This window comes from Nocardioides secundeburneus (genome assembly GCF_039939255.1).
Taxonomy (GTDB): Bacteria; Actinomycetota; Actinomycetes; order Propionibacteriales; family Nocardioidaceae; genus Nocardioides.
The window spans coordinates 128768-152202 of sequence record NZ_JBDUUE010000005.1; the positions used below are offsets into that span (position 1 = coordinate 128768).

Sequence of the window (23435 nt, forward strand, 5' to 3'; positions counted from 1 at the left end):
CCCATCACCACTCGACGGGCAGCCGCGAGGGTGGGGTGCCGGTCGGCGCCACGGCGTAGCGCCGCAGGGCGTAGCCCATCACCTTCGAGAACGCCGGGCCACCGACGGATCCGCCGCCCCCGCCGTTGCGCGGGTTGTGGACGACGACGTAGACGGTGAAGCGCGGGTCGTCGGCCGGGGCGAACCCGGCGAACGAGACGGTGAACGAGCCGTCGTAGACGCCGTCGACGACGCGCTGCGCGGTGCCGGTCTTGCCGGCGACGCGGTAGCCCTCCACCCGGGCGCCCGGCGCCACGCCGGCGTCGGGGTCGACGACGCGCTCCATCATCCGGGCGGTCTGGCGGGCGGCGTCCTCGCTGACGACGCGGGAGCGCTTCGCCACGTCGGTGCCGACCTCGGTGCCGTCGTCGAGCGTGGCCCGGCCCTTGACCAGGCTCGGGTCGATGCGCTCGCCGCCGTTGGCGATGGTGTTGATCGCCGCCCACATCTGCAGGGCGTTGACCGAGAGCGACTGGCCGAAGGCGATGCGGTCGGCGGTCTGGCTGGTCCACAGCTTGCCCGACGGCAGGATGCCGGGTGTCTCGCCGCCGAGGCCGACGTCGGTGCGCGAGCCGAGGCCGAACCGGGTCAGGTAGTCGCGCAGCTCGCCCGGCCCGTAGCGGTCGGCGGCGATCACCGTGCCGATGTTCGACGACTTGGCCAGCACGCCGGCGAGCGTGAGGCGCAGGGTGTCGTGCTCGAAGTAGTCGTTGATGGGGCGGTCCTGCCGCTCGAGCCGCGGCGGGACGACGACCTTGGTGCGCGCGGTGGCCTTGCCGGCGTCGATGAGTCCGGCCATCGTGAGCGCCTTCTCGACCGAGCCGGGCTCGTAGGGGTCGCTGAGCGCCCGCGAGCTGTAGAGGCTGGACGACGACAGGTCGGGTCGCGAGGCGTCGTAGGTCGGGTAGTCGGCGAGCGCGAGGACCTCGCCGGTGAGGCTGTCGCCGACGATGATCGAGCCGGAGTCGCCGCGCGCCTGCTTCACGGCGTCCGCGAGGACCTGCTGGGAGTACCACTGCAGGTCGCGGTCGATGGTCAGCGTCAGGTTCTGCCCGTCGCGGGCGGGGTCGACCACGTTGGTGCCGAGCGGCACCCGGTCGCCGCTGGCGCCCTTCTGGTAGCGCGCCTCGCCGTCGTGGCCGGACAGGTAGGTGTTGAACGAGGTCTCGAGGCCGGCGAGCGGCCGGGCGCTGCCGTCCTTGGCCGGGGTGCCGAGGAAGCCGACCAGGTTCGCCCCGATCTCCCTCGCCGGGTAGGTGCGCACCGGGTCCTCGCGGGTGGAGAGCCCGACGAACCCCTTCTCCTTGGCGGCCGCGACGACGTCGCGGGCCTTGGCCGCCGGTACCTGGCGGGCGACGTACTGGAACCGGGAGTCCTGCGCGCGCAGCTTCTCGGTGGTGGCGAAGTAGTCGACGTCGAGCCGCTTGGCCAGGAACCCGGCGAGCTCGGTCGCCCGCTTCTGGGTCAGGCTCGGGTCGGCGACGACCATGAGGCCGTCGATCGAGTCGGCGAGCGGGTCGCCGTTGCGGTCGACGATGTCGCCGCGCTCGGCGGGCAGGATGACGCTGACCTCGCCCTCCGCGGCGGCCATGGCGGCGTACTGGTTGGGGTCGACGCCCTGCAGCTGGACCAGCCGGGCGGCGAAGAGCGAGAGCACCATGGCGATGAAGACCATGCCGACCCGCAGGCGCAGCATCGGCGAGCCGGGGGCCGCGCCGCGCGGCTTGCGGGCCGGTCGGCGCACGGGCTTGCGCACGGGCTTGCGGGCGGGCCGCGCCGGGCGCCGCTGGGAAGGCCGGCTCATCGGGTCGCCTGCCCGGGGCAGGCGCCGGCCGGGGCGGCGGTCGGCGTCCCGGTGACCTTGCCGGTGGCGAGGTCGATGACCGCGGCCGTCGGCGGCATGACCATGCCGATCCGGCACGCGTTCTCCGCGATCGTGGCCGGGTTGCGCAGCAGGGCGAGCTCGGTCTCGAGCGCCTGCTGCCGGGCGGCGAGGACGGCGGCCTCGTTCTCGCGCTCGGTCACGGTGAACGAGGCCTGCTGCATCGAGGTGTTGAACAGCAGCAGCCCGACGACGCCGCCGAGGAGCACGAGGCTGACCAGCATCACGAACGGCACCCGCGGCGCGCGGCTGCGCAGTCGGGGCACCACCGCCAGACGGGCCCGGTCGACGGCGCCGCCGGCGAGCGGGGCGAGGCGGGTGCGGGCCGCCGCGGGACGGCGCATGGGTGCGGTGCTGCTCATCGGGGTGCTCGCTTTCCCGGGCCGGGGTGGGTCGTGGGGGGACGGACTCGTTCGACGGCGCGCAGGCGCACCGAGGCCGCGCGGGGGTTGGTGGCGGTCTCGGCGGTGTCGGCCTTCTCGGCGCCGCGGGTGACCAGCCGCATCGCCGGCTCGCTGCCCTCGGGCACGAACGGCAGGTCGGGCGGCACGTCGCTGCGGGTCGCGGCGGTGAACGCCTGCTTGACGAGACGGTCCTCGAGCGAGTGGTACGACTCCACCACCACCCGGCCCCCGACCGCGATCGCCGCCATCGCCGCCGGGATCGCGCGGCGCAGCACGGCCAGCTCGTCGTTCACCTCCATGCGCAGCGCCTGGAAGGTCCGCTTCGCGGGGTGGCCGCCCGTGCGCCGGGCCGGGGCCGGGATCTCGTCGTAGAGCAGCTCGACGAGGGCGGCGCTGGTCGTGAACGGCGTCGTCTCGCGGCGGCGCACGATCGCCCCGGCGATCTTGCGGGCGAACTTCTCCTCGCCGTAGTCGCGCAGCACCCGGGTGAGCTCACCCGCGCTGTAGGTGTTCAGCACGTCGGCCGCGGTCGGCCGGGCGTCGTCCGGACCGCCGTCCATGCGCATGTCGAGGGGGGCGTCGACGGCGTAGGCGAAGCCGCGCTCGGCGACGTCGAGCTGCATCGACGAGACGCCGAGGTCGAACAGGACGCCGTCGACGGCCGCCAGGCCGAGGCCCGCGAGCACGTCGGCGATCTCGTCGTAGACCGCGTGGACGCCGACGAACCGGTCACCGTACGGCGCGAGACGCTCACGGGCCAGGTCGAGCGCCCGCGGGTCGCGGTCGATGCCGACGACCCGGGCGAGCCCGCACCGGTCCAGGACGGCCTCGGTGTGGCCCCCCAGGCCCAGGGTGGCGTCGACCAGCACGGCGCCCTCGTGGTCGAGGGCGGGCTGCAGGAGGGCCACGACCCGGTCGAGGAGCACCGGGTCGTGGAGGGGGCGGCTCATCTCAGCGGCCCAGCCCGGACAGGACGGGGACCAGGACCGTGACCAGCAGGAAGCCGCCGGCGACCAGCAGCGCCATCAGCAGCGACGACGTCATCAAGATCGCGGCGTCGCGCGCCTGGTGACGCACCCGGACGTCGTGCCGGTCGGGTGTCACCGCCTCGCGGGCGGTGGGAGTGGTGCTCATGAGTCGACCCCAGGGGAAGTGGGTGGTGCCGCGGAACTGCTGGGAAGAGGCGAGGATCCGTAGGGCCAGGTCCCGCCCGCTCCGGCCACCTCGGCTGGCGCGAGGTCATGGGGAAGCGCTGCGTTCTGGAACCGGGGAAGGTGTCCCAGACCGTGCGTGCAGGAGCGGGCAAGACCAGGTCCTACGGATCCGTTGTGCTGTTGTCGGTGCTGCGGGTCGTGCGGGGTGGTGCGGGGTGGTGCGGGGTGGGGATCAGTCGGAGGACTCGTCCAGGTCGGCGAACTTGCGGATCTCGGCGGCCTGGTACTCCTCCCAGCTGGCGGGGTTCCAGATCTCGAGGCGGTTGCGGACACCGATGACCACGACGTCCTTCTCCAGGCCGGCGTAGTCGCGCAGGGGCGCGGGGATCGAGACGCGGCCCTGCTTGTCGGGCACCACCTCGTCGCCGCCGGAGAAGAACATGCGCTGGTAGCCGCGGGCAGCCTTGTCGGTCATCGACCGCTCGGCGGCCTTGTCGGCCTCGACGTCGAAGACCTCGGGCGGCCAGACGACGAGGCAGTTCTCCTGCCCCTGCGTCACCACGACCCCCTCGGCGAGGGCGTCGCGGAACTTGGCGGGCAGGAAGAGGCGTCCCTTCTCGTCCAGCTTCGGCCGGAAGGTGCCCATGAAGCGCATCGGGCACCTCCTGTCTCAGCCATGTCGCCCCACCGCACCGTCTTGATCCTCCACTTTCCCCCACAGTACGCCACTTTGCCCCACCGTCAACCACTGACACCCCCCGTTCCTCCACCGCGCTCCCCCGTCCTCCCGGCTCCTCCCCGTCGCTCGCATGACCCGCCGCCCATCCGCGGCACCGACCGGCTCCGAACCAGCCGGTGCCGCGAGCAGGACGTCGTCCGGAGCCGGTCGGGCCGGCCGGAAGACGACGGATCGGACGACACGAGTTGCGGCGACGGCCTACCGTTGGCCGGACAGCCGGACACACCCCGACCGGCCCAGCGGGTCATGGAAGGACCTCGGAGACGTGGAGACAGCGAGCGCCGGAGCAGCCGACCTCGAGACCGTGGCCCGGGTGGCCGGTGCCGTCCGCGGCAACATCGAACGCGTCATCGAGGGCAAGCCCGACGTCGTGCACGCCGCCCTCGTGGTGCTGCTCGCCGAGGGGCACCTGCTCCTGGAGGACGTCCCCGGCGTCGGCAAGACCATGTTGAGCAAGGCGCTGGCCCGCAGCATCGACTGCTCGGTGCGGCGCATCCAGTTCACGCCCGACCTGCTGCCCTCCGACGTCACCGGGGTCTCGGTCTTCAACCAGAACACCCGCGAGTTCGAGTTCCGCCCCGGCGGCGTGTTCGCCAACATCGTCGTCGGCGACGAGATCAACCGGGCCTCCCCCAAGACGCAGTCGGCGCTGCTGGAGTGCATGGAGGAGAAGCAGGTCACCGTCGACAACGCGACCTACGAGCTCGAGTCGCCCTTCATGGTCATCGCCACCCAGAACCCGATCGAGATGGAGGGCACCTACGCCCTCCCCGAGGCCCAGCGCGACCGGTTCATGGCCCGGGTGTCCGTCGGCTACCCCGTCGAGGCCGCCGAGATCGCCATGCTCGCCAGCCACACCGACGCCCGCCCGCTCGACGACCTCGAGCCGGTCACCGACGCCGCCGAGATCCGCAAGCTCGGGCAGATCGTCGGCCAGGTCTACGTCTCCCCCGCCATCCAGCAATACGTCGTCGCGATCAGCTCCGCGACCCGGCGCTCCTCCGAGCTGATGCTCGGTGCGTCGCCGCGTGCGTCGCTCCACCTCGTGCGGGCGGCCAAGGCGCACGCCGCCATCGTCGGGCGCGACTACGTGCTGCCCGACGACGTGCAGCTGCTCGCCGGCGCCGTGCTGACCCACCGCCTCCTGCCGAGCGTCGAGGCGGCGATGGGCGGGCGCACCACCGCCACGATCCTCGAGACGATCCTGGCCGACGTCGCCGTGCCGAGGTCGGGCGGCGGCCAGGGCGCCGGCGTCCAGCACCGTGCGTGAGGCACTCGGAGGTCTGACCGTCCGCGGACGGGCGTTCCTGGCCGCCGGCATCACCGCCATCGTCTGCGCGGTGCTGCTCGGGCAACCGGCCCTGACCCGCGTCGGCGTCCTCGTCGTCGCGCTGCCCCTGGCCACGGCCCTGCTCATCGGCCGCTCCCGCTACCGGCTCGCGCTGGTGCGCACCGTCGCCCCGCAGCTGGTCACCGCCGGCCAGCCGGCCCGCGTCACGCTCGCCCTGACCAACGAGGGCCGCACGCCCAGCGGCGTCCTGCTGCTCGAGGACCACGTGCCCTACGTGCTCGGCACCCGGCCTCGGTTCGTGCTCGACGGCATCGGGCACGGGTGGCGCCGCCAGATCACCTACCAGGTCCGCTCCGACGTGCGCGGCCGCTTCGAGATCGGCCCGATGACGGTGCGCGTCAGCGACCCGTTCGGGCTGGTCGAGCTCGGCCGCGCCTTCCGCATGACCCTGCCCCTCGTCGTCACCCCACGCACCACGGCCCTGCCCCCCATCCCGCTGGGCGGCGGGTGGACCGGCTCGGGCGACAACCGGCCGCGCGCCTTCGCGTCCGGTTCGGCCGAGGACGTCACCGTGCGCGAGTACCGCCAGGGCGACGACCTGCGACGCGTGCACTGGCGCAGCTCGGCGCGGCTCGGCGAGCTGATGGTGCGGCGCGAGGAGCAGCCCTGGCAGTCGCGGGCCACCGTCCTGCTCGACAACCGCGCATCGGCGCACCGCGGCAAGGGCGTCGCCTCCTCGCTCGAGGCCGCGGTCGCCGCGGCCGCCTCGGTCGCCGTCCACCTCAGCCAGCGCGGCTTCCAGGTACGGCTGGTGACGGCGTCCGGCGAGGACCACACCGCCGACGCCGGTCAGTGGCACCTGCGCGACAGCGACCTCAACGTGCGCCCGCTGCTCGAGGCGCTCGCCGTCGTCCAGCTCGCCGAGGGCACGGCGATCGACACCTCCTGGCTCGGCGAGCAGGCCCAGGGCGGCCTCACCGTCGCCGTGCTCGGCGCGGTCGACACCGGCGACCGCCCGGCGCTGCGCCGCATCGTGCATCACACCGCCTCGGCGCTGGCCGTGGCCGTCGACGTCGAGGCGTGGTCGGGCAGCCGCAGCGAGACCGGCGGCGCCGCGGCGTTCCTCGGCAGCTCCGGGTGGCGCGCCGCCGCGCTCGGCCCCCGCGACCGCCTCGAGAGCGTCTGGGAGGAGCTCGGGCGCAGCGGTGCCCGCAGCCCCTCCGCCGCCCGTGCCGTCGGCGTCGCCGAGGGGGTGGGCCGATGAGCAGCGATCTCCAGCGCGGGGGTGCGGCCATGGTCGTCCAGGTGCGCTTCGCCGCCGTCGCCGCCGCCACCACGTGGATCGCCATGTGGTCGTGGCGCGGCTTCACCGAGAGGCCGGCCGACTTCCTGGCCGCGCTCGTCGTGGTCGGCGCCGTCGTCGCGATCACCGGCGGGCTCGCCCGATGGCGTCGCCTGCCCGGTGGCGTCGTCGTGCTGGCCCAGCTCGTCGTCGGCGGTGCCGCCACGTGCCAGGTCGTCGCCGACCGCCCGTGGCCGGGAGCGGAGTTCTGGGCCGCTCTGCAGAGGGCCGGCGACGCCGCGACGACCTACGCCTCGCCGGTGCCCGACGACGGCCTGGTCACCGTGCAGCCCCTGCTCGTCGTCGGCGGCTTCCTCGCCATGGTCCTCGTCGACCTGTGCGCGGCCACGCTACGTCGCGTGCCGCTCGCCGGACTACCGCTCCTGACCGTCTACAGCGTCCCGATCAGCCTCATCGACCGCGGCCTGTCGTGGTGGGTCTTCGCGATCACCGCGATCGGCTTCCTCGCCCTGCTCTACCTGCAGGAGGAGGAGCACCTCTCCCGCTGGGGGCGCTCCCTCGACGGCAGCACGTCGGTCCGGCGGCTCAGCGACACCGTCCGCGGCTCGGCCGTCGGCGTCGGGGCCGCAGCCACCGCGGCCGCCGTCGCGCTCCCCCTCGCCATCCCCACCTTCGACCTCGCCGTCTTCGACGTCGGCCCGGGCCGGGGCGGCAGCGGCGACATCGAGGTCGTCAACCCGCTGGTCGACATGCGCCGCGACCTCGAGCGCGGCGAGGACATCGACATGATCACCGTCACGACCGACGACCCCGACCCCGACCACCTGCGCATCGCCGTGCTCAAGCGGTTCACCAACGACCAGTGGAGCGGTGGCAACCGGCGGGTCCCCGAGGCCAACCTCGCCGACGGCCGGGTGCCGGCACCCGACAGCGACCCCGAGGTCGTCCGCTACGACGAGGCCGACTACGAGGTGCAGGTCGCCGAGGAGTTCCAGTCGCGGTGGTTGCCCACGCAGGCGCCGATCACCTCGATCTACGCCGAGGGCGACTGGCGCTACGCCGAGGACTCCATCGACTTCCTCGCCGGCAACGACGACCTGACCACGGCCGGGCTGAGCTACTCGATGACCGCGGCCCTACCCGACTACGACCAGGACGCGCTGCTCGCCCTCAACACCAGCCCCGTCACGCAGGACGACGAGCTCACCGACCTGCCGGCCGACCTGCCCGACGAGGTCCGCGACCTCGCCCGCGAGGAGACCTCGGAGGCCGGCACCGACTTCGAGCGCGCGGTGCTGCTGAGCCAGTTCTTCCGCGAGACCGGCGGGTTCGTCTACGACGACCAGGTCCCCGACGACCCGGTCGGCTCGTCCGAGCTCACCGACTTCCTGTTCACCCCGCCCGAGGAGGGTGGCCGGCGCGGCTACTGCGAGCAGTACGCCGCGGCCATGGGCGTCATGGCGCGCACCCTCGGCATCCCCGCCCGGGTCGCGGTCGGCTTCCTCAACCCGAGCGCGGTCTTCGGCGAGCCCGGCACGTGGGTCTACAGCGCCCACGACCTGCACGCCTGGGTCGAGCTCTACTTCCCGGGCGCGGGCTGGGTCCTGTTCGACCCGACGCCGAGCGCGGCGTCCGTCGACGTGCTGCCGTCCTACAGCAACGCGACGGTCGAGGAGGAGGTCGAGACGGCGACCTCGGCCGCGCCGTCGTCCAGCGCGCCTGCGCCGACCCGCCCCGAGCGCACCGACGACGTCACCTCCAGCGCGCCGACGCCGGAGGAGCAGGCGGGCGGCAACGGCTCCGACGGCGCCTCGTTCCCCTGGGCCGTCGTCGCCGGCGTGGCCGGCGGCCTCCTGCTCCTGGTGCTGCTGGCCCTGCTGCCCAGCACGCTGCGACGCCGGCAACGCGAGCGCCGCCTCGGCGGTGGTCCCGAGCTCGCCTGGGAGGAGCTGCGGGCCGTCGTGGTCGACCTCCGCGGGCGCTGGCCCGAAGGCCGCTCCCCGCGCGAGACCGCGATCGCGTTGTCGGCCGCCTTCGGCCGCGTCGGCAGCACCGACCCCCGCCCGGCCCACGGGCCCGACCTCGCTCCCGAGGCGGTCGCGGCCCTCGACGTCATCGTCGGCGCGCTCGAGCGCCTGCGCTACGCGCGCGACCACTCCAGCGGCACCGGCGAGCTGCGCGACCAGGTCGAGGCCTGCACCGCGGCCCTCGAGGCCGGCGCCAGCCCCCGCGACCGCCGCCGCGCCCGCTGGCTCCCGGCGTCGGTCTTCGAGCGCCGCCGCGTCGAGGGCGGGTCGGCGAGCGGCCGTGAGAGCGAGCTCGTCGGGAGCTCCGCCGAACAGCTCTGAGCCCGCGCTCCGGTCGCCGGTCGTGTTCGGGTCGTGTGCCCGAGCACGGTCGCGACCCCGTTCACAGGCACACGACCGCCGCCTACGGCCCAGCCGGGCCTTGAACGGTCAACGAGGGCCGGAACCGCCCGGAGGCGCCCCGAGACCAGCATCACCGGACCACACGGCGCGCGCGCCGTCGGGCGCCCTCAGAGCGGGTCGGGTCCGTCACCGAAATCGCGGCAGCGAGCACCAAGCTGGGCGGCCCCGCCGCGACGGGCGCTCGTAAGGCGCCCGGTCAGAAGCCGCCGTTGTCCTTGCGCTTGCGCCAGCGCTCTTCCATGCGCTCCATGAAGGGCGCCTTGGGGCCGCGGGAGCGCGAGCGGCGCTCGCGGCGTCCGCCCTGGAAGGAGGTGAGGCCGGAGGGGTGCGCGGTGCCCTGCTGATCGGCCGGGCCGGCGGCCTGGCGCCCGCGCAGGGTGCTCATGAACAGCAGCGCACCACCGAGCATGAGACCGAAGCCGACGATGCCGACGTACCACTCGGTGAGCACGCCGACGAAGAGGAGGGCGATGCCGGCGGCGAAGACGAAGCCGGCGAGGATCGCGCGGCGGCGGGCCGTCGCGCGCATGGTCGTGCCGCGCAGGGTGGAGGCGAACTTCGGGTCTTCCTCGACGAGGGCGCGCTCCATCTGCTCGAGCAGTCGCAGCTCCTCTTCCGAGAGTGGCACCGGGTCCTCCTGGTGGTTCGTCGTCGCCTCGCGCTGAGCGGCCGACAGTGGGCGTGGAGCAAGTCTAGGCAGCAGTCTGCGCTCACGGTAGGCGAGATCGTAAATATTCCCTCCGCCCGTCCGGGTGGCGGCGGGAGGCCGGTTAGCGGCGGGGTCCGTCGCGCAACATCGAGGCCGGTCGGACGGCCGAGGAGCCGAAGCGGTGCACGGCGCGGTCGACGGCGCGGTCGGCGTCGGACCAGCCGTGCTCGCGCTCGCCGAGCACGCCCTGGCGGTGCACCGAGTCGCGCGGCACGAGGCCCTCGACCCGGACGCCGACCAGCCGGACCCGGACGCCCCGCAGCCGGAGCGCGTCGTAGAGGCCCACCGCGACGGCGTAGACCTCCTGGGTGACGTCGGTGGACTGGTCGAGGGTGCGGCTGCGGGTGATGGTGGTGAAGTCGGCGAACCGGACGGTCAGCGCGACGGTGCGCCCGACGAGGCCGGCCCGGCGCAGGCGGCCGGTGACCTTGCCGGTGAGCGCGAGCACCTCACGCAGCACGAGCTCGCGGTCGTCGGTGTCGCGGCCGAACGTCTCCTGGGCGCCCATGCTGCGGTCAGGCACGCCGCCTCCGTGACCGAAGACACCGGCGCGCCCCGGCGTCACCTCGCGCGCGTCGGTGCCCCACGCCAGGTGGTGCAGCTGGGCGCCGAGGTGGCGCCCGAGGGTGCGCTGCAGGTCGCGCACGGGAACCTCGGCCAGGTCGCCCACCGTGACGAAGCCGAGACGGTGCAGCCGCGCGCGGGTCTTCTCGCCCACGCCGTAGAGCTCGCCGACGTCGAGCGGGTGCAGCACCGTGGCGACGTCGTCGGGAGCGACCACGAGCAGCCCGTCGGGCTTGGCGCGTCGGCTGGCCAGCTTGGCGACCGAGATCGTCCTCGCGACACCCACCGAGCAGGTGATGCGCTGCTCGTCGTGCACCGTGGCCCGGATCCACTCGGCGGCGTCGACGGGGTCTGCCCAGCGGCGTCCGGCCCCGCCGACGTCGAGGAAGGCCTCGTCGAGCGAGACCGCCTCGACCCGCGGGGTCACCCGCCGGAAGACCTCCATCACCGAGGCCGAGACGGTCGTGAAGGCGTCGTAGTCGGGCTGCAGGGACACGACGTGGGGACACAGGCGGCGGGCCTGGGTGCCGGTCATCGCCGAGCGGATGCCGTAGGCGCGCGCCGGGTAGTTGGCGGCGAGCACCACGCCGCGGTGACCGCCACCGACGATGACCGGGACGTCGTGCAGCTCGGGTCGGTCGCGCAGCAGCACGGAGGCGTAGAACGCGTCCATGTCGACGTGCAGGATCGGCGTCTCGGTCATCGGACCGACCGCCGCCCCGGTCGGCGGTCAGCCGGCGAGCAGGTGCACCTGGGTCGCGAGCGGGAGGTACTCGGCGCGGGTGGCGACGGCGCGCTCGAGGTCGACGAGGGCCGCGGCGGCGCCGGGCTCGAGGTCGAGCAGCGAGCCGGGCACGAGATCGGCGAAGACCCGGACGCCGTGCGTGGCGGCGACGGCGAAGCCGGCCGCCTCGAGGAGCGCGGTGGCCTCGGCGGTGGTGAACCGGCGCCCGGTGCGGCTGCCGGCGACGGGCGGCTCGGTGGCGTCGAGCATCGCGGCGGCCTGGGCGAAGTGCCCGGCCATGGCCCGGGCGACGACGGCGGCGTGCCGCTGCGTGACGAGGAGCGAGAGGTGACCGCCCGGGCGCAGGACGTCGCGGATCCCGGTGAGGGCGGCGGCGGGGTCGGCCACCACCTCGAGCACGCCGTGGCAGAGCACGACGTCGGCACCGTCGGGGCCGACGAGGGCGCGCAGGTCGGACAGGTCGCCCTGGTGACCCTCGACCTCGACCCCGTGCTCGCGCGCCCGGCGGGCCAGGGCGGCGAGGGCGTCGGGGCTGGGGTCGACGACGGTGACGCGGTGGCCGAGGCCGGCGACGCGCACGGCCGAGCCGCCGGTGCCACCGCCGATGTCGACGACGTCGAGCGGCCGGCCGGGCTCGGCCAGCACGGGGTCGAGGACGTCCCACACGACCGCGGTGCGGGGTGCTGCTCGGCGTTCGCTCGCGGACATGGCTCCGACCCTAGTGGGCCCGCGCGGGTGTCTCGGGACTGCGGTGCCGCACCGGCGGGGGTGGGCCTGGGCTGGTCGGACAAGCGAGCCTCCGGCATGGCTCGACCCCTGACGAAGATCGAACGTGTGTTCGACGACCCTCAGGCTACACGCTCGACCGGTCGCGCGATCACCAGATGGAGTCGGCCCACTCGGGGTGGTCGATGAACGGGTTGCGGTTGCCCTGGAACTGCTGCTGGATGACGTCGTTGCGGCGCAGCTCGGCGGCACTCGGCGGGTCTTCGGCGTTCCACTCGAGCAGGGTGGCGAGCTTGCCGTGCAGCGGCGCGGAGCCGTTGCTGACCCGGTCGTTGACCTCGAGGTCGGGCCAGCCGTCGCCGCCCTCGTAGCGCACCGACATGTAGAAGATCATCCGGGCGACGTCGCCCTTGTCGGCGTCGCGGGGCTCCCAGGAGTCGCCGTCGCGGTAGTTGCCCGGCGCCTCGGCGTTCTCGGTGCCGCCCTCGTCGAAGTCGAGGTTGCCGCGGGCGGAGTTGACGGTGACGTCGGTGGGTCGCAGGTGGTGGATGTCCGTGCCGGGGCCCGTGGCGGTGCCGAAGTCCCCGTGCGACTTGGCCCAGACGTGCTCACGGTTCCACTGGTCGACACCCCCGCCGTTGTCGGACGCCGGCACCGAGGTGCCCTGGTAGAGCAGGATCACGTTGTCGGCGTCGGCGGGGTCGCGGTCGGTCACCTTCAGCGCGTCCCAGACCGCGTCGTAGGAGATCTTCGTGACGCCGGTGGAGATGATGGTGTGCAGCGCGCTCTCGAGCTGCGCTCCGGACGTGCCGATCGCGTCCTTCCAGTAGGTGTCGTCGTAGGCCGTCGTGCCGCCGGACGCACCGCCCGGTGGCGTGGTCGGCGGGGTCGTCGGCGGGGTCGTCGGCGGGGTGCTGCCGGCCGCGGCGAAGCTCGTGGCGGCCGTCAGGCCGGGGCGGGAGAAGTAGGCCGCCAACGTGCCGGTGACGTCGACCCGGGTGCCGAGCAGGCCGGGGTTGGAACGCAGGCCCCAGGTCGAGCGGAAGGCGCTGGGGACCTGCACGTAGAGCATCTGCGAGGTGTCGGTGACGCCGGCCGCGTCGGCGATCGCGATGGCGTAGTCGTTCGGGTAGCCGCTGCGCACGACGGTGGTGGACGACGTCGGCTGGCCGACCACGTAGCCGCGCACCGTGCCGGTGGACCCGTCCTGGGTGGCCCGCGCGCTGGCGACCGACACCGTCGCCGCCTGGGCCGACGGCGTGACGGCCAGGGCGAGCAGTGCCGCGAGGAGCACGAGGGCGAGGAGGGCGCCCGCGTGGGCGCGCCGCAGGGCGAGGGTCCCGAGAGTCATGGCCTGACCCTGGCGGATGCGGGCGGCGACCGATAGCAGGGAAACCCTCGCGTCGGGTCAGGAGACGCGACGCACCCCCGGGTCGGCGACCGGGGCGTGGGCGACGACGCCGAGCGCCGACTCGACGACGGCCAGGAACCGGTCGGAGTCTCGGAGCAGGTCGTCGGCGTCGCGCTCGGTGACCGCACGGGTGGAACCGGCCTCGGCGGCGGCCCGCTTGGCCGCGCCGGCGGCGAAGAACGAGGCCCACTCGCCGAGCTCGGGCGCCACCTCGGACAGCAGCACCCACGCGTTCTTCTGCGGACGCCGCCGGGTGGGCTCGGGCCGGGCTCGCGCGGCGAGCAGGGCGGCGGCGGCCCGCAACGCGGCGACGTGGGCGCAGGCGTAGCGCGTGGGCGCGTCGGTGGCGGCCAGCGCCTCGGCGAGGGAGTCGGCCGAGCGGGCCAGGTAGGAGTGGGTGGTGGCGGGCAGCATGGTCATCCGGGTCGTCTCCTCGGGCAGCAGGGTGGGTCGCGGGGTGCGTCGCGCAGCGGGTCGGGTCAGTCGCGGCCGCCGACGAGCTGCCAGGACCCGTCGGCGCCGTCGAAGGAGAGGTCGAACACGCCGTCGGACTCCAGGCCCCCGCGACCGGCCTGCACCCGCCACCGCTCCCGCGCGCCGGCCTCGACCACGTGGGCGAGGACGGCGCGCACCTTCCACAACCGGCCACGCCACAGGAACTGCTCGGGGTCGTCGACCCCGGTGCGGCCGGGGTGGTCGCGAGGGCCGCGGCGGACCTCGACCGGATCGTCGTAGTGACGCATGGACGGACTCCTCACCCGGGGCAGGTCGACCGGGGGGCCGGGGGTCGAGGTCGGCCCCACCGGAAGGATCGAACACGTGTTCGAACAAGAGAACTCTAACCGGACCCTCCGACACAAGGGAAGGACGAAGCCCGCCCGCAACCCGGGCGCGGGCGTCGCAGGTCGGGCCGTCAGCCGGCCACGCGCTCCCGAGGGGCGAGGAACGCCCCCGACTCGGGACGGTAGAGCTGGTGCAGCAGCGCGGCGTCGAGCGCCAGCCACACGCAGACGAAGGGCACGAACGTGACCGGGGGGCCGGCCACCAGCAGGGCCACCATCGCCAGGGCGAGCAGCACGAACGTGACGGCGAGGCAGTGGCGCGCCCAGTTGTGTGCGTTGCGCACGAACGCCAGCAGCACCAGCACCAACGCCGCGAGGGTGACGTAGAGGACGACGACCACCGGCGAGTACGACGGCGGCACGCGGGTGTCGTCGGGGTTGTTGGCCGGCGTGCCGGCGGCGTCGAGGATCTGGTCGTCGAGCACGACGGCGAGCACGGTCATCACGCCGGCGAGCAGCACGAGGGCCCAGACCAGGCGCACCACGCGCTTCATCGTCGCCGGTACCTCCACGGCACCCACCTCCGGTCTCCCTTTAAGGTCGGCGCATGTCACAGACCTCCGACGAGCACCCGTCGGTGACCCGCTTCCGTGCCGACCACGCCCGGCTGGGCGGGACCGGCGAGATCGTCATTCTGCCCGACGCCGTGCACACCGCCGTCCTCGCCGCCCAGGCGCTGGGCTGCGAGCCCGGCGCGATCGCCAACAGCCTGCTCTTCGACGCCGACGACGCACCGGTGCTGGTGCTCACCTCGGGCGCCCACCGCGTCGACACCGACAAGGTCGCGGCCCGCATCGGGGTCGCGCGGCTACGACGGGCGAAGCCCGAGTTCGTGCGCGAGCACACCGGTCAGGTGATCGGCGGCGTCTCCCCCATCGGCCACCCCGCGCCGGTGCCGACCTACCTCGACCCGTGGCTCGAGCAGCACCCGGTCGTCTGGGCGGCCGCCGGGCACCCGGCGGCCGTGTTCTCCACGACCTTCGACGAGCTGGCCCGCCTCACCGGCGCCACCGTCGTCGACGTCGAGTAGACGAGGACGGGACCGGATCGTGGAGGCGCTCGCGCTGTCGTTCTCGAGCGGGTGGGCCAGCGGCGTCAACGCCTACCTCGTCGTGCTGGTGCTCGGCCTCGGCGAGCGCCTCGGAGGTGCCGACGTGCCCGAGGTGCTCGGGCGCTGGGAGGTCCTGGCCGCGGCGGCCTTCATGTACTCGTTCGAGTTCGTGGCCGACAAGATCCCCTACGTCGACTCGGCCTGGGACGCGATCTCGACGGTCATCCGCCCCACGGCCGGCGCCGTCGTCGGGCTGCTCGTCGCCGGCGACGCCGACTCGCTCACCCAGGCCCTCAACGCCTCCGTCGGCGGGACGACGGCCCTCGCCTCGCACGTCGTGAAGGCCGGCGGTCGACTGGCCATCAACTCCTCGCCCGAGCCGGCCAGCAACATCGTCGCCAGCGTCGCCGAGGACGTCGCCGTGCTCGCCGTCGTCGCGTTCGCGATCAACCACCCGGTGGTCGCGGCCTCGATCGCGGCCGTGCTCCTGCTGGTCGGACTCGTGGTGGTGTGGTTCGCCTTCAAGCTCGTGCGTCGCGGCTGGCGCCGCGTCAGGGACCGCCGATCACGCGGTCGGGCCGCCGGAGCAGCCCCCTAGGGTCTCCCCATGCGGGTGACGGTGGTCGGTGCGGGGTTCGGCGGACTGGCCGCCTCGGTCCGACTGGCCAAGCTGGGCCACGACGTGACCCTGCTCGAGGCCTCGCAGCAGCTGGGCGGCGCGCTGTCGACGGTGACGGCGCACGACTTCACCTGGGAGTCCGGGCCGACGATGACCCACGTGCCGGCCGTCGTCCGCGACCTGTTCCGCAAGAGCGGGCGCGCACTGGAGGCCGAGCTCGGCGTCGAGGCGGGCGCCGAGCTGCAACCGCTCGACGTCGTCCGCGAGCACCGGTTCGAGGACCGCAGCCGCGTGGTGCTGCCGACCTCGCCCCGCGGCCAGGTCGCGGCGTTCGACGCGCTCGCCCCGGGCCTGGGCCGCGCCTGGGACGACCACGTGTCGTCCTACGCCGACACGTGGGACGTGCTGCGCCGCCACTACTTCGAGGTGCCCTGGACGCCGTCGTCGCTGCCCCGGGAGGTCGCGGCCGTCGTCGACAGCCGCGAGACGCTGGCCAAGCGGCTGCGGCGCGCGTTCCGTGACGACCGGCCCGCCACCGTGGCCGCGCACCTGCTCGTCGCCGACGGCCACGACCTGCGCAACGTGCCGGCGTGGGCCGGCGTGGTCACGCACCTCGAGCAGCTGTTCGGCGCCTGGACGATGGCCGGCGGCATGCACCGCCTGCGCGACCTGCTCGAGGCCCGCCTCGAGACCCGCGGGGTCGCGGTCGTGCGCGGCGAGCCCGTGCTCGACCTCGTGCTGCGCGGCGGCCGGGTCGCCGCCGTCCGCACCTCGCGCGGCGACGTCGAAGCCGACGCCGTGGTGTGCGCGGTCGACCCGCGGCGGCTGCCCACGCTGGCGCCGCACGTCGAGCGCACGATGCCGTCGCTGCCGCCCGTCGTGGCGCACCTCGGGCTCGAGGGCACGGCCGACGACGGCGACGGCCCGCTCGCCGAGATCCGGCACGAGACCGTGGTGCACGGCGACGCGACGGTGGTCGTCCGGCCCGGCGGCACGGCGCCGCCGGGGTGCACCGCCTGGACGCTGCACGGCCGCGGCCGGATCTCCGAGGACCTGCTGAAAGTGCTCGCGCGCCGCGGCCTCGACGTGCGCGACCGGGTCGTGACGCGCGTCGACCGCACCCCGCTCGAGACGGTGCAGGCGTGGGGCGGCTCGCCGTACGGCGTCCTGTGGCAGGGGCGTGCGACCGTGCGCCGCCGGCTCGGGCCGACCACGCCGGTCGAGGGCGTCTACGCGTGCGGGGCGCACGCGACCCCCGGCTCGGGCCTGGCCTACGTGGGCCTCGGGGCGGCGCTGGTGGCCGGCGTCATCGGACCGGCGTGAGGGTCGGGCTCAGCCCAGCTCCCACGTGACGGTGAGGCCGGCGCCGACGTCGTCGCTGCCGCCCTCGAAGTCGACGTCGGCCTTGGCCGCCAGCTCCATGCGGGCCACGGGGCGCGGCCCGCCGACGCCGGCCTCGGCCACCGAGACGACGGCGCCGAGGGCGGCGCCGGCGAGGCCGGCGAGGTGCTCGGCCTTCTCGCGCGCGTGGGTGAACGCACGCTCGCGGGCCGTCGCCAGGTGGTCGGGGGTGGGCGACGTCGTCAGCTCGACGTTGTCGATCGCGAGCCGGTCGCCGACCCGGTCGGCCAGGGCCTGCAGCACGGTGGCGGCGACGTCGAGGCCGCCGCAGCGCAGCCGGAGCGCGTGGCGGGCCTCGAAGCCGGCGACGCGGCCCTCGTGGTCCTGGCGGGCCCAGGTGCTGAGTCCCTGGCTCGCGACCGCCGCGGGGTCGACGTGCTCGCGGGCGACCTCGACGACGAGACCACGCGCCGACTCGGCGCCGGCGAGCGCCTCGGCGAGCGTCGCGCCCGCGTGGCTGACCGACACGTTGACGTTGGCGGCGTCGCGCGGCACCGCGACGGCGCCGTGACCGGTGGTGGTGACCGTGCGGGTGGAGAGCATGCCTCCGACCGTAGCTGCCACCCGGGCGGTCAGACCCTGATCTGCAGGGCCTCGAAGATCTCCAGCGTGGCCTTGGAGAAGTTGAGCGTGTAGAAGTGCAGGCCCGGCGCACCGCCGTCGAGCAGCTCGCGGCACAGCTCGGCGGCGACCGCGATGCCCTCGGCCCGGACGGCGACGGGGTCGTCGTGGGCGGAGATCCGGGCCACGACCTCCTCGGGCACGACGGTGCCGACCAGCTCGCCCTGACGCTGGATCGCGTTGAGGTTCAGGATCGGCATGATGCCCGGCAGGATCGGGATGTCGACGCCGCGGTCGCGCACACGTGCTACGAGGTCGAAGTAGTCCTGTGCTCGGTAGAACATCTGCGTGACCGCGAACTCGGCGCCGGCCCGGGCCTTGGCGACGAGCACGTCGGCGTCGGCGTCGAGCGAGGCCGCGTTGATGTGTCCCTCGGGGAAGGCCGCGACGCCGATGCGGAAGTCGCCGCGCGAGCGGGCCAGCTCGACGAGGTCGAGGGCGTAGGTGAGCCCGCCCTCGGTCGGCGTCCACTCAGCCGCCGGGCCCTCGGGCGGGTCGCCGCGCAGCGCCATCACGTGGTGCACGCCGGCCTCGGTGTAGGTGTCGAGGATCTTCTCCAGCTCCTCGCGCGTGTGCCCGATGCAGGTCAGGTGGGCCACCGGCGTCAACGACGTCTCGCGGGCGATCCGGCCGGTGATCTCGACCGTGGTGTCGCGGGTCGTCCCGCCGGCACCGTAGGTGACCGAGACGAACGTCGGCTGGTAGGGCTCGAGGGCCTGGATGGCGCGCCAGAGACGCTCGACGCCGGCGTCGTCCTTGGGCGGGAAGAACTCGAACGAGATCGAGGGCCCGCCGTCCTGGATGACCTCGGCCATGCTGCGTCCCCGACCTGCTGCCATGGCGTGAAGGGTAGAGCCCTACTGTCGGAGGATGGTCATCGCCGACGGCTCGTGGGACGACGCCTCCTTCCGGGCCGGCGTCGACGCGACGCTCACGCTGTTCCTCGACGAACAGGCGCAGGGCCTGCTGCCGCTCGGCCCCGACGCCGTCCGGCTCATCGACGAGGCGCGCACCGCGGTGGCCGGCGGCAAGAGGTTCCGCGCGGCGTTCTGCCACTGGGGCTTCCGCGCCGTCCGGCCGACGCTGAGCGAGGCCGACGACGCCGCCCTGCTGCGCGCCTGCGGTGCGCTCGAGCTGCTGCACGCGAGCGCGCTCGCCCACGACGACCTGATGGACGCCTCCGACACCCGACGGGGCCGGCCGTCGTCCCACCGGGCGCTCGAGGGCGAGCACCGCACGGCCGGGTGGCGCGGCGACCCCGGGCAGTACGGCGCCGCCGGCGCGATCCTGCTCGGCGACCTCATGCAGGGCTGGGCCGACGAGCTGCTCCGGCGGTGCGGCCTCGGCTGGGAGACCGTCGGGCCGGCGCTCGAGGTGTTCGACCTGTGCCGCACCGAGGTGATCGCCGGGCAGTTCCTCGACGTCTCGGTGCAGGCCCGCGGTCGCGCCGACCTCGACACGGCGATGACCGTGCTGCGCTACAAGTCGGCCAAGTACTCGATCGAGCGTCCGCTGCACGTCGGGGCCGCGCTGGCCGGCGGAGGTGGCGACGTCCGGGTGGCGCTCACCGCGTTCGGCCTGCCGCTCGGCGAGGCGTTCCAGCTGCGCGACGACCTGCTCGGCGTCTACGGCGACCCGGCCACGACCGGCAAGCCCGCCGGCGACGACCTCGTCGAGGGCAAGCGCACCGTGCTGGTCGCGCACGCGCTCGACGCCCTCCGCGACGGCCCCGCCTCCGACGCGGCCGCCGCCGACCTGCTCGACCGATCGCTCGGCACCCCGCTCACCGTCGACGACGTCGACCGGCTGCGCGAGGTCATCGACGCCTCCGGCGCCCACGCCCGCGTCGAGACGACCATCGCCCAGCTCTGCGACGTCGCCGTCTCCGCGCTGGAGGACGCCGTCGCCTCCGGCCTCGTCGACGACCGCGCCGGCGCCGTGCTGCACGGGCTGGCCGACGCCGTCACCCAGCGCGTCGTCTGAGCATCAGTCGAGCAGCGGCAGGCCGACGTCGGGGCCGTCGCCACGCACGAGCACGCTGATGGCCCCGCCGAGGACCTCCAGCGCGATCGCGAACACCCGCGGCTCGGCCCGGGCGAACGGCGCCCAGGCGTCCCAGAGCAGCACGGTGGCCGGGTCGACGTCGCGCAGGCAGTCGACGAGCGCGTCGAGGTTGGCGCCGTAGTGGTCGGGGAAGTCGAGCGCGGCCGAGAGCGCCGCGTGCAGCTCGGGCACCGAGCCGACCGCGACGCCGTCGAGGTGGGCGAACGGCCGACCGGTCGACTCCACCGTGTGCCGGACGTCGTCGACGTCATAGGCGGCCCGCCACCGGTAGGCGCCGGACGGGGCGCGGCCGGCCAGCAGTCGGGCCAGCCCGCTCACCGGGTCACCGGTCGATCCGTTCGAACGAGGCGTAGTGGTCCTCGGTCCAGTAGAGCTCGTCGCCGTCGCCGGTCACGATGCGCAGCGGGCCCCGGTGGCTCAGCCCGGGCGTCTCGACCGTGTACTCCTCGTAGTAGCCGCGCCGGCGCTCGGGCAGGACGCCCTCGTAGTTGCCGAACGTCGAGCCGTCCTCGTCGTAGGGGAACGGGCCGCCGGCGTCGATGAGCTCGAGGGTGTCGAGGGCCTCGTCGGGCAGCTCGGCCACGTCGACGTAGGGCAGTCCGCTCACGGGATCGAAGCCGACGGTCGAGCCCGAGGACGACGGCGCGTCCCCGCCCGGCGACGCGGCCTCGGAGATCATCTCGCTCGTCTCCGGCCCGGTGCCGCCGGAGGTGCCCGTGCCCGGGTCGCGGCCGTTGATCAGCCAGATGCCGACCGCGATCGCGACGACGAGGACGATGCCGATCCAGCTGGACGAGCGCTGCGTCGGACGCGTGCGCGTCGGCCTGCCCTCCACCCGCGCGCCTAGAAGCCGAGGGCCTGGGCGCGGCGCTTGACCTCGGTGCCGCGGTTCTCACGCAGGGCGTCGATGGCCCGGCCCGGGAAGTCCTGGTCGAGGAACATCCAGGCGATGCACTCGCGGTCGTCGTAGCCGTTGTCGTGCAGGAGGGTCAGCAGGCCGGGCACGCCCTTGACGACGAGGCCGTCCTGCAGCAGCTCGGCCGGGACGGACGGCGCGTCGCCAGGCGAGGGGACGGCGGCCGCGAGCTCGTGGTCGCGCACCATCGTGCGCACCTTGGCCACGGTGACGCCGAGCTGCTCCGCGGCCGCCGACCAGTCGAGCCACTCGGGCACCAGGGCCGCGAGGTCGACGTCGGCGAGGGCGGGGGTCGAGCCAGTCATGGCCGAAGTCTGTCACGCCACGGCGACGCCACGCCGGGGGCCGCCGGTCCGGGCCGGGGTCACCCGCCGCCGATTATCATGAACCCGTTCGGCACCCTTCCCCGGCCGGACCAGGAGGGTCGACCGTGCAGCCAGATGCCCGCGCCGCCGGCGCCGCCGACCCCATGCGCGGTCGGCTGCTCGACGGTCGCTACCGCATCGGCCCGCGCATCGCCCGCGGCGGCATGGCGAGCGTCTACGAGGCCGTCGACGAGCGGCTCGACCGCACCGTCGCGGTCAAGATCATGCACGCCGGGCTGTCCGACTCCGACTCCGACCGCGACTTCGCCGAGCGCTTCGTCCGCGAGGCCCGCGCCGCCGCCCGGCTCTCGCACCCGCACGTCGTCGGCGTGCACGACCAGGGCGACGACGACGGCACCGTGTTCCTGGTGATGGAGCTCGTCTCGGGCCACACGCTGCGCGACACGATCGTCAAGGAGAGCCCGATGCCTCCGCGGCGGGCGCTCGAGCTCGTCGAGCCCGTGCTCTCGGCGCTCGCCTCCGCCCACCGGGCCGGCATCGTGCACCGCGACATCAAGCCCGAGAACGTGCTCATCGCCGACGACGGCCGGGTCAAGGTGGCCGACTTCGGGCTGGCCAAGGCCGTCAGCGCCGACACCCAGCACACCGCGACCCAGGGCGTGCTCATCGGCACGGTCTCCTACCTCGCGCCCGAGCTGGTCGTCGACGGCCGCTCCGACGCGCGCGCCGACGTCTACGCCGTCGGCGTGCTGCTCTACGAGCTGCTCACCGGCGTGAAGCCGCACGAGGGCGAGTCGCCGATCGCGGTCGCCTACAAGCACGTGCACCACGACGTGCCCCCGCCGTCGGAGCGGGTGCCGGGCATCCCGGCCTACGTCGACGCGCTCGTCGCCCGCGCCACCGCCCGCGACCGCACCCGTCGTCCGGCCGACGCCGCCGTGCTGCTGCACCAGGTGCACCGGGTCGCGCACGCCGTCGACGCCGGGGTGCGCGACGACCCCGAGCTCACCCAGGACCTCTCGCCGTTCCTCGGCCCGGTCGACACCGGCAGCGACGCCGACACCGACGACGCCCTGCCGGGGTGGGAGTCGACGGCGATGTTCGACGTGCGTGACGTCGCGTCCCGCCCGCACGAGCACACCACCGCGCTGCCCCTGCTCGACGACCGACCGCCGCCCCCGCCGGTGCTCCCCCGTCGCGGGCCCGACGTCGCCCACGCACCGCCGCCGAGGCCACGACGCCGCCGTCGCGGTCTCCTGCTCCTCGTGGTCGGCCTGGTGCTCGCCCTGGCGGTCGGCGGCGGCGCGTTCTGGTACGGCTGGGCGCGCTACAGCCCGGCGCCCACCGTCGTCGGGTCCGACCAGGCCACGGCGGTCGCCGCGATCGAGGATGCCGGTCTCGAGGTCGCCTACACCGACCCGGTGCACGACTCCGAGGCGCCCGAGGGCACGGTCGTCGCAGCCGACCCGCGCGGTGGCGAGCAGGTGCTCGACGGCGACACCGTCACCCTCACGCTCTCGCTCGGCCCCCTGTTCGTGCCCGAGCTGCGCGAGCTCGACGAGGACGCCGCCCAGGACGCCCTCCAGGAGGCCGGGCTCGTGTTCGGCGAGAGCACCGAGCAGTTCACCAAGGCGCTGCCGGCCGGCAGCGTGCTGCGCAGCGACCCGCCGTCCGGCACCGAGGTCGAGCCCGGCACCGCCGTCGACCTCGTGCTGTCGAAGGGCCCGAAGCCGCTCGAGGTCGGCGACTGGGTGGGCCGGCCCTACGACGACGCCGAGGCCGCGCTGACCAGGCGTGGGCTGGCTCCGCGCGTCGTCGAGGAGGTCTTCGACGACGAGGTGCCCGCCGGCTCGGTCGTCTCGCACGAGCCCGCGGGCGGCACGCTCACCCGCGGCGACGGCGTCGCGTTCGTCGTCTCCAAGGGCCCCGAGCTGGTCGAGGTGCCGCGCGTGTACAGCTTCGGCGTGCAGGCGGCCGAGGACGCGATGCGCGAGGCCGGGTTCGACGTGCAGGTCGAGGAGGTCGAGAACTCGTTCGGGCTCGGCTTCGTCGTCCGCACCGACCCCGAGCAGGGCTCGATGGCACCGAAGGGCAGCACGATCACCCTCTTCACCGTGTGACCCCGTCTCGCGGTGCGGGCGCATGCGGCTCCTCGTCGATCCGTCGTCTAGAGTCGTGCTCGTGGCGCACACCTATTTC

At 74.4% G+C, this 23435-nt stretch carries 25 protein-coding genes; 8 read left to right on the forward strand and 17 right to left on the reverse strand.

The features are described from left to right. Window positions 1-4: 4 nt before the first annotated feature. The 5 genes from ABFT23_RS14345 to mraZ all read right to left on the reverse strand — a co-directional run bounded on the left by ABFT23_RS14345 (window position 5) and on the right by mraZ (window position 4134). Entirely contained in the window at window positions 5-1843 is a 1839-nt protein-coding gene (locus ABFT23_RS14345) for a peptidoglycan D,D-transpeptidase FtsI family protein (RefSeq protein ID WP_347896302.1), read from the reverse strand. Beyond that, on the reverse strand, window positions 1840-2283 hold the full coding sequence (locus ABFT23_RS14350; RefSeq protein ID WP_347896304.1) for a hypothetical protein: 444 nt from the start codon (window positions 2281-2283) through the stop codon (window positions 1840-1842). The genes ABFT23_RS14345 and ABFT23_RS14350 overlap by 4 nt, the downstream gene beginning before the upstream one ends. Next, the gene (gene rsmH / locus ABFT23_RS14355) at window positions 2280-3275 is read right to left on the reverse strand and encodes a 16S rRNA (cytosine(1402)-N(4))-methyltransferase RsmH (RefSeq protein ID WP_347896306.1); all 996 of its coding nucleotides are present in this window, start codon (window positions 3273-3275) and stop codon (window positions 2280-2282) included. Before rsmH ends, ABFT23_RS14350 begins: the two co-directional genes overlap by 4 nt. 1 nt (window position 3276) lies before the next feature. Then, window positions 3277-3459, reverse strand: a complete 183-nt coding sequence (locus tag ABFT23_RS14360) for a hypothetical protein (RefSeq protein ID WP_347896308.1) — start codon at window positions 3457-3459, stop codon at window positions 3277-3279. Window positions 3460-3711: 252 nt separating this feature from the next. Next, window positions 3712-4134, reverse strand: a complete 423-nt coding sequence (mraZ, locus tag ABFT23_RS14365; RefSeq protein ID WP_347896310.1) for a division/cell wall cluster transcriptional repressor MraZ — start codon at window positions 4132-4134, stop codon at window positions 3712-3714. A 349-nt stretch (window positions 4135-4483) separates the two neighbouring features. On the opposite strand from mraZ, the gene ABFT23_RS14370 reads away from it, so the two are divergent. The 3 genes from ABFT23_RS14370 to ABFT23_RS14380 are packed head-to-tail and all read left to right on the forward strand — an operon-like array spanning window position 4484 to window position 9160. Then, window positions 4484-5488: an AAA family ATPase gene (locus ABFT23_RS14370; protein ID WP_347896312.1), complete on the forward strand. Its 1005-nt coding sequence runs from the start codon at window positions 4484-4486 to the stop codon at window positions 5486-5488. Continuing rightward, complete coding sequence (locus tag ABFT23_RS14375; RefSeq protein ID WP_347896314.1) at window positions 5481-6773, forward strand: DUF58 domain-containing protein; 1293 nt, start codon at window positions 5481-5483, stop codon at window positions 6771-6773. Before ABFT23_RS14370 ends, ABFT23_RS14375 begins: the two co-directional genes overlap by 8 nt. Continuing rightward, window positions 6770-9160: a transglutaminase family protein gene (locus ABFT23_RS14380; RefSeq protein ID WP_347896316.1), complete on the forward strand. Its 2391-nt coding sequence runs from the start codon at window positions 6770-6772 to the stop codon at window positions 9158-9160. The genes ABFT23_RS14375 and ABFT23_RS14380 overlap by 4 nt, the downstream gene beginning before the upstream one ends. A 277-nt stretch (window positions 9161-9437) precedes the next feature. Here the strand turns inward: ABFT23_RS14380 and ABFT23_RS14385 are convergent, their stop codons facing one another. From ABFT23_RS14385 to ABFT23_RS14415, 7 genes are all read right to left on the reverse strand, one after another. Next, window positions 9438-9869: a DUF3040 domain-containing protein gene (locus ABFT23_RS14385; protein WP_347896318.1), complete on the reverse strand. Its 432-nt coding sequence runs from the start codon at window positions 9867-9869 to the stop codon at window positions 9438-9440. Between the two features lie 142 nt (window positions 9870-10011). Beyond that, a complete protein-coding gene (gene dinB / locus ABFT23_RS14390; RefSeq protein ID WP_347896320.1) occupies window positions 10012-11217 on the reverse strand; it encodes a DNA polymerase IV in 1206 nt (401 codons plus the stop codon). Window positions 11218-11244: 27 nt separating this feature from the next. Beyond that, window positions 11245-11967, reverse strand: coding sequence for a methyltransferase (locus ABFT23_RS14395; protein ID WP_347896322.1), 723 nt, complete (start codon window positions 11965-11967; stop codon window positions 11245-11247). Window positions 11968-12136: 169 nt separating this feature from the next. Beyond that, entirely contained in the window at window positions 12137-13336 is a 1200-nt protein-coding gene (locus ABFT23_RS14400) for an endonuclease (RefSeq protein WP_347896324.1), read from the reverse strand. A gap of 57 nt (window positions 13337-13393) precedes the next feature. Beyond that, window positions 13394-13816, reverse strand: coding sequence for an SAV_6107 family HEPN domain-containing protein (locus tag ABFT23_RS14405; RefSeq protein ID WP_347896326.1), 423 nt, complete (start codon window positions 13814-13816; stop codon window positions 13394-13396). 59 nt (window positions 13817-13875) lie between these two features. Beyond that, on the reverse strand, window positions 13876-14139 hold the full coding sequence (locus tag ABFT23_RS14410; protein WP_347896328.1) for a DUF6504 family protein: 264 nt from the start codon (window positions 14137-14139) through the stop codon (window positions 13876-13878). 170 nt (window positions 14140-14309) lie between these two features. After that, window positions 14310-14750 carry a hypothetical protein gene (locus ABFT23_RS14415; RefSeq protein ID WP_347896330.1) on the reverse strand — a complete coding sequence of 147 codons (441 nt, stop codon included), beginning with the start codon at window positions 14748-14750 and terminating at the stop codon, window positions 14310-14312. 35 nt (window positions 14751-14785) lie between these two features. Here ABFT23_RS14415 and ABFT23_RS14420 point away from each other — a divergent pair, with 35 nt between their 5' ends. The 3 genes from ABFT23_RS14420 to ABFT23_RS14430 are packed head-to-tail and all read left to right on the forward strand — an operon-like array spanning window position 14786 to window position 17231. Continuing rightward, window positions 14786-15268 carry a YbaK/EbsC family protein gene (locus ABFT23_RS14420; protein WP_347896332.1) on the forward strand — a complete coding sequence of 161 codons (483 nt, stop codon included), beginning with the start codon at window positions 14786-14788 and terminating at the stop codon, window positions 15266-15268. Between the two features lie 19 nt (window positions 15269-15287). Next, complete coding sequence (locus ABFT23_RS14425; protein ID WP_347896334.1) at window positions 15288-15887, forward strand: DUF4126 domain-containing protein; 600 nt, start codon at window positions 15288-15290, stop codon at window positions 15885-15887. Between the two features lie 9 nt (window positions 15888-15896). Beyond that, the gene (locus ABFT23_RS14430) at window positions 15897-17231 is read left to right on the forward strand and encodes a phytoene desaturase family protein (RefSeq protein ID WP_347896336.1); all 1335 of its coding nucleotides are present in this window, start codon (window positions 15897-15899) and stop codon (window positions 17229-17231) included. Window positions 17232-17240: 9 nt separating this feature from the next. Here the strand turns inward: ABFT23_RS14430 and ABFT23_RS14435 are convergent, their stop codons facing one another. After that, window positions 17241-17852 carry an SIMPL domain-containing protein gene (locus ABFT23_RS14435; RefSeq protein WP_347896338.1) on the reverse strand — a complete coding sequence of 204 codons (612 nt, stop codon included), beginning with the start codon at window positions 17850-17852 and terminating at the stop codon, window positions 17241-17243. A 29-nt stretch (window positions 17853-17881) separates the two neighbouring features. Next, window positions 17882-18769, reverse strand: coding sequence for a methylenetetrahydrofolate reductase [NAD(P)H] (gene metF / locus ABFT23_RS14440; protein ID WP_347896340.1), 888 nt, complete (start codon window positions 18767-18769; stop codon window positions 17882-17884). Between the two features lie 31 nt (window positions 18770-18800). Here metF and ABFT23_RS14445 point away from each other — a divergent pair, with 31 nt between their 5' ends. Beyond that, window positions 18801-19913: a polyprenyl synthetase family protein gene (locus ABFT23_RS14445; protein ID WP_347896342.1), complete on the forward strand. Its 1113-nt coding sequence runs from the start codon at window positions 18801-18803 to the stop codon at window positions 19911-19913. Window positions 19914-19916: 3 nt separating this feature from the next. Here the strand turns inward: ABFT23_RS14445 and ABFT23_RS14450 are convergent, their stop codons facing one another. Genes ABFT23_RS14450 through ABFT23_RS14460 form a run of 3 tightly spaced genes read right to left on the reverse strand, consistent with a single transcriptional unit; the run spans window position 19917 to window position 21215 of the window. Continuing rightward, window positions 19917-20312, reverse strand: coding sequence for a barstar family protein (locus ABFT23_RS14450; RefSeq protein ID WP_347896344.1), 396 nt, complete (start codon window positions 20310-20312; stop codon window positions 19917-19919). A 4-nt stretch (window positions 20313-20316) separates the two neighbouring features. Next, a complete protein-coding gene (locus tag ABFT23_RS14455; protein ID WP_347896346.1) occupies window positions 20317-20829 on the reverse strand; it encodes a ribonuclease domain-containing protein in 513 nt (170 codons plus the stop codon). Window positions 20830-20837: 8 nt separating this feature from the next. After that, window positions 20838-21215, reverse strand: a complete 378-nt coding sequence (locus tag ABFT23_RS14460; RefSeq protein ID WP_347896348.1) for an Rv2175c family DNA-binding protein — start codon at window positions 21213-21215, stop codon at window positions 20838-20840. A 125-nt stretch (window positions 21216-21340) separates the two neighbouring features. Between ABFT23_RS14460 and ABFT23_RS14465 the strand changes: the two genes are divergently transcribed. Continuing rightward, window positions 21341-23356: a PASTA domain-containing protein gene (locus ABFT23_RS14465; RefSeq protein ID WP_347896350.1), complete on the forward strand. Its 2016-nt coding sequence runs from the start codon at window positions 21341-21343 to the stop codon at window positions 23354-23356. Window positions 23357-23435 lie beyond the last annotated feature (79 nt).

Bases quoted from the DNA above. Each gene is read 5' to 3' on its own strand.
- ABFT23_RS14345 (WP_347896302.1), bottom strand. From the start codon at position 1,843: ATGAGCCGGCCTTCCCAGCGGCGCCCGGCGCGGCCCGCCCGCAAGCCC.
- ABFT23_RS14350 (WP_347896304.1), bottom strand. From the start codon at position 2,283: ATGAGCAGCACCGCACCCATGCGCCGTCCCGCGGCGGCCCGCACCCGC.
- rsmH (WP_347896306.1), bottom strand. From the start codon at position 3,275: ATGAGCCGCCCCCTCCACGACCCGGTGCTCCTCGACCGGGTCGTGGCC.
- ABFT23_RS14360 (WP_347896308.1), bottom strand. From the start codon at position 3,459: ATGAGCACCACTCCCACCGCCCGCGAGGCGGTGACACCCGACCGGCAC.
- mraZ (WP_347896310.1), bottom strand. From the start codon at position 4,134: ATGCGCTTCATGGGCACCTTCCGGCCGAAGCTGGACGAGAAGGGACGC.
- ABFT23_RS14380 (WP_347896316.1), top strand. From the start codon at position 6,770: ATGAGCAGCGATCTCCAGCGCGGGGGTGCGGCCATGGTCGTCCAGGTG.
- dinB (WP_347896320.1), bottom strand. From the start codon at position 11,217: ATGACCGAGACGCCGATCCTGCACGTCGACATGGACGCGTTCTACGCC.
- ABFT23_RS14395 (WP_347896322.1), bottom strand. From the start codon at position 11,967: ATGTCCGCGAGCGAACGCCGAGCAGCACCCCGCACCGCGGTCGTGTGG.
- ABFT23_RS14400 (WP_347896324.1), bottom strand. From the start codon at position 13,336: ATGACTCTCGGGACCCTCGCCCTGCGGCGCGCCCACGCGGGCGCCCTC.
- ABFT23_RS14405 (WP_347896326.1), bottom strand. From the start codon at position 13,816: ATGACCATGCTGCCCGCCACCACCCACTCCTACCTGGCCCGCTCGGCC.
- ABFT23_RS14410 (WP_347896328.1), bottom strand. From the start codon at position 14,139: ATGCGTCACTACGACGATCCGGTCGAGGTCCGCCGCGGCCCTCGCGAC.
- ABFT23_RS14420 (WP_347896332.1), top strand. From the start codon at position 14,786: ATGTCACAGACCTCCGACGAGCACCCGTCGGTGACCCGCTTCCGTGCC.
- ABFT23_RS14430 (WP_347896336.1), top strand. From the start codon at position 15,897: ATGCGGGTGACGGTGGTCGGTGCGGGGTTCGGCGGACTGGCCGCCTCG.
- ABFT23_RS14435 (WP_347896338.1), bottom strand. From the start codon at position 17,852: ATGCTCTCCACCCGCACGGTCACCACCACCGGTCACGGCGCCGTCGCG.
- metF (WP_347896340.1), bottom strand. From the start codon at position 18,769: ATGGCAGCAGGTCGGGGACGCAGCATGGCCGAGGTCATCCAGGACGGC.
- ABFT23_RS14445 (WP_347896342.1), top strand. From the start codon at position 18,801: ATGGTCATCGCCGACGGCTCGTGGGACGACGCCTCCTTCCGGGCCGGC.
- ABFT23_RS14460 (WP_347896348.1), bottom strand. From the start codon at position 21,215: ATGACTGGCTCGACCCCCGCCCTCGCCGACGTCGACCTCGCGGCCCTG.